The 3564-nt window shown below is 41.9% G+C and carries 6 protein-coding genes; 2 read left to right on the forward strand and 4 right to left on the reverse strand.

The features are described from left to right. The first annotated feature begins 228 nt into the window (after nucleotides 1-228). Nucleotides 229-846, forward strand: coding sequence for a recombination protein RecO (gene recO, locus JHC35_RS02955; RefSeq protein ID WP_295041889.1), 618 nt, complete (start codon nucleotides 229-231; stop codon nucleotides 844-846). Here the strand turns inward: recO and JHC35_RS02960 are convergent. Together JHC35_RS02960 and JHC35_RS02965 are read right to left on the reverse strand one after the other, a co-directional pair. Further along, complete coding sequence (locus JHC35_RS02960) at nucleotides 843-1682, reverse strand: CheR family methyltransferase (protein WP_295041890.1); 840 nt, start codon at nucleotides 1680-1682, stop codon at nucleotides 843-845. The two genes, recO and JHC35_RS02960, sit on opposite strands and share 4 nt — an antisense overlap. Further along, a complete protein-coding gene (locus tag JHC35_RS02965) occupies nucleotides 1675-2253 on the reverse strand; it encodes a CheB methylesterase domain-containing protein (protein ID WP_295041891.1) in 579 nt (192 codons plus the stop codon). Before JHC35_RS02965 ends, JHC35_RS02960 begins: the two co-directional genes overlap by 8 nt. A 102-nt stretch (nucleotides 2254-2355) precedes the next feature. On the opposite strand from JHC35_RS02965, the gene JHC35_RS02970 reads away from it, so the two are divergent. After that, entirely contained in the window at nucleotides 2356-2610 is a 255-nt protein-coding gene (locus JHC35_RS02970; RefSeq protein ID WP_295041892.1) for a hypothetical protein, read from the forward strand. 8 nt (nucleotides 2611-2618) lie between these two features. On the opposite strand, the gene JHC35_RS02975 is transcribed toward JHC35_RS02970, so the two are convergent. After that, nucleotides 2619-3023 carry an Rrf2 family transcriptional regulator gene (locus tag JHC35_RS02975; protein WP_295041893.1) on the reverse strand — a complete coding sequence of 135 codons (405 nt, stop codon included), beginning with the start codon at nucleotides 3021-3023 and terminating at the stop codon, nucleotides 2619-2621. Then, nucleotides 3023-3466, reverse strand: a complete 444-nt coding sequence (locus JHC35_RS02980) for a DUF4395 domain-containing protein (protein WP_295041894.1) — start codon at nucleotides 3464-3466, stop codon at nucleotides 3023-3025. Before JHC35_RS02980 ends, JHC35_RS02975 begins: the two co-directional genes overlap by 1 nt. Between the last annotated feature and the right edge of the window lie 98 nt (nucleotides 3467-3564).

Genomic DNA, 3564 nt, shown 5'->3' on the forward strand with positions numbered 1-3564 from the left:
AATCCGCAGTTATCTTTAAATGATCGTAATAGGTCTTGGTATTCCACTCTAATCGTCACCTTTCACCAGAAAATTTCGGCAAATTTATATTTTTTAATCTCTTTTTAAACATAAGTAGTTTAAAGGGAGATGAACTTTTTTTATTTTACTGTTTATTAGGTTAAGAAAGATTAAAATAATGCTCAATAATAAGACAATTAATTTAAAACGTGTAAAAGTAGATCAAAAATGCAGGGCTTCATCATCAAACTAACTCGCGCTCGTGAAGAAGATATGATTGTTACTATCATAGCGGAGGAAAGCTTACAGACCCTTTATCGATTTTACGGTGCACGACACAGTCCTATCAATATGGGATTTAAAATCGATTTTGAAGCCGAGCATTCTCTCAAATCCTCGATCCCCAGAATGAAAGATGTCATCCATTTAGGCTTTAACTGGATGGGAGAATATGAACGTCTCCGTCTTTGGCAGCAATTTATCACCCTCTTCCACCCTCATTTGAAGGATTCCGAGTCTATCGGCGATTTTTACTTTGCCCTGCTCAATGATGCTTCTATACGATGGAGGGATCAAAATCCCAAGCGGGTGGCCATCGAATCGTACGTACGACTTTTGGATCATGAGGGGCGGCTGCATCGGGAGCTGGAGTGTTTTTTTTGCGATCTTCCGATAGAAGATGATATTTCACTTATCCGAGCATTTTTACCGGCACACCAAAATTGTTCTCATACCCTCTCCATCAACCCAAAAGGACTTGAGTGGCTCTATACGAATACATCTACCCTCTTTTTGGATGACAAAGAGGTGGATCGGTTATGGTATGTCCTCAACGAAGGGCTTTAGGACAACGTGTAAAATTTCACCCCATCTTCGTAATGTTCGCAGAGCATCGGAGGCGTTTTAACAAAATCGGCATGTCCAAAAAAGAAAAGAGTCTCACGATTCTGCGCCAAACGGCTAAGGCGCTCAACAGCACGAATGACTGTTGCTTCATCAAAATAAATCAGCATATTCCGCGAAAAAATAACATCAAAACGCCCCAATGCAAAGAGAGAATCCTCAAAAATATTGACCGTATGAAAATGGACAAGCCGCTTCACTCCATCGGCTATGTTAAACATCCCCCCAACTTTTTGAAAATATTTCTCCTGAAGATGGGGAGCTGTTTTATGCAATGAACGTCCGTTGTACATCCCTTCCTGCGCCAAAGAGATCACGTCACTGTTAATGTCCAGCGAGACAATCTCGATCCGATGAGGCAAAATCCCCTTATCCAGTAATGCCATTGCTATCGAATACGGCTCTTCTCCCGTTGATCCAGGAGCACACAAAACCCGAATCGGCTTACCGGAACGGAGAGCCCGTTCGGCACAAAAAAAGATTTGGCGCGATTCTCGGAAAAAATAGGTTTCATTGACGGTGAGCATATTGATCAATGCTTCCAAAATTCCCTTGTTTGTTTCAATGGCATAACTAAGTTCTTCGAATGAATACAGCGAGTGATTTCGACAAAAATAGATTAGTTTTGTTGCGGTGACCGATTCTTTCTGGTTGAAATGGATGCCGGTAATAGCTGTAAACCGATCCAATACTGCACGCGGGCTTTGAAAGTTTTCGACTTTTTTTTCGATCGGCGGCTCTATGGGCAACGATTTTTTGGGCTTAAACCAATCAAACATAACTGCCACCGTACGTTTTGATCTGTTCGATGATCTCGCCGATCGAAGCGACGTTGCCGTTACAGACAAGCTCTTTGGCGCGACGAGGCATCCCGTATACTATCGCGCTCGCTTCGCTTTCAAACAGGCAGTCTCCCCCCGATTCATACAAAGCCAACGATCCCAATGCACCGTCATCTCCGATCCCTGTGAGGATGACCCCCATCCGTTTTAGTCGAGGGGAAAGTTCCGCGGCCGAAGCAAACAAAATATCGATTTGAGGATTATACGAATATCCCTCTTCTCCCATCGGATGGAGCCATAATTCCCCGCTTTGCTCATGTACCCGTGTCGTTACGGAACAAATATAGATTTTGCCTTTTTGAAGGATTGTGGGCTGAGTGACCCCTTCAATTGGCAAAATCACGACAGATTGAAGCTGATGAATAAAACTGGGGATAAAAGAGGCACTCATGTGTTGCGCAATAACGATAGTCCCCCTAAACCGACTGTCCAATGACGAAAGAATCGAATAAATCCGACCTGGACCGCCCGTTGAAGCACCGATGAGGATAAGAGATGAAATAGTCATGCGGTATTTTAACCCAATAAAAATAGATTAAAGACGAAAGGGGAGAGAAACATAGGTATGTTTTTTGCTTGTTCTCTTTTAAATCCAATCGAACGGGCATCTATGCGCATTAATAAAGCAAGTGAAGCAGTTTTGGCAAAATATGCCGCACCGGAAAAAAAGCTGCACATCGAACCTCTGTATAAAACCCGAACAGGGACAAAAAAAGGGACATCACTCCAAGAGTTTTATGAAGAGGTATTCGCAAAAGGACACACCCAAATCGAACAAGTCTACAACGGAAAAAATGCCAATGAAATAGAACTAATAATGATGAGCAACCGCAAACTTATAGAAAATCAACAGCAAAAGCGCTAAAAAACTCTCTAGATTTCGTAATAATGAGGCTGATACGCTTGATCCAGTTCGGAGAGTTTCATTCCGAACAGTCCCCTCATTTTTTCTTCAATATCGCCCCAAAAATATTCCAATATCAAACTTGAACCGACATTCCCATCAATTTTATAAAAGGGTCCCTCCAACGCTTCGATAATCTCAATCACTTCGATTTCATGGCTCGGACGTGAGAGTTTATATCCTCCCGAAGCCCCTCGGATACTGCTTACGAGATTGTTGCGGCGTAAAATGGAGAGAAGCTGTTCAAGATACCCGTGCGATATCTGCGTCATCGCGGCAATCTCTCGGACCTGCATCGCCCGAGCGTAGGGAGCATGCGACAAAACATGCATTGCTGCCAATCCATAGATCGCTTTGGACGAGAGTGCTGCCATTATTCAAACCCTTTTGGGTAGATTTTTTTTGCAATGTAATAAATTTTACACGCAACACAAAAACCGAACAAAAGTTCCAATGCGGCACAAAATAAAAAGATTCCCACAACAACAGCTATCACTGCATCTGCGTGAAATAAAGAGGCAATTAGTACTATTAGCGTAAAAATTGTCCCGAATATCGCAGCAAGCCGCTTCGCTCCCGCATCTTCCATTTTGATCGGAAGTGAAAATTGTTTCTGTATCAGCAACGATAATCTGTTTAGCGGACTAAATTGTTTGTATCCGGACAGACGTAAAATAAAATCAACAATCAGAGTAACTAAGATGAGGGGATTTTGCACGACTAAAAAAACCATGAGAGCAATAATCACAAATAACGTATTGATTCGGGTTACCGTAGCATCGACCTGACGAAAAATTAAAGGACATTGTTGAGCCATAATTTCCTCCTTTTTTTTCACCATTATAATGGAGAAGCTTTTAAATTGTCAAGTATCCATATCAAGTTACTAAGGTATTAAAATTTAAACCAAAAAAA

The organism is Sulfuricurvum sp. (assembly GCF_022759005.1).
Lineage (GTDB): Bacteria > Campylobacterota > Campylobacteria > Campylobacterales > Sulfurimonadaceae > Sulfuricurvum.

Excerpts from the sequence above, each read along its gene's own strand:
- JHC35_RS02970 (WP_295041892.1), top strand. The coding sequence starts at position 2,356 with ATGCGCATTAATAAAGCAAGTGAAGCAGTTTTGGCAAAATATGCCGCA.
- recO (WP_295041889.1), top strand. The coding sequence starts at position 229 with ATGCAGGGCTTCATCATCAAACTAACTCGCGCTCGTGAAGAAGATATG.
- JHC35_RS02965 (WP_295041891.1), bottom strand. The coding sequence starts at position 2,253 with ATGACTATTTCATCTCTTATCCTCATCGGTGCTTCAACGGGCGGTCCA.
- JHC35_RS02975 (WP_295041893.1), bottom strand. The coding sequence starts at position 3,023 with ATGGCAGCACTCTCGTCCAAAGCGATCTATGGATTGGCAGCAATGCAT.
- JHC35_RS02980 (WP_295041894.1), bottom strand. The coding sequence starts at position 3,466 with ATGGCTCAACAATGTCCTTTAATTTTTCGTCAGGTCGATGCTACGGTA.
- JHC35_RS02960 (WP_295041890.1), bottom strand. The coding sequence starts at position 1,682 with ATGTTTGATTGGTTTAAGCCCAAAAAATCGTTGCCCATAGAGCCGCCG.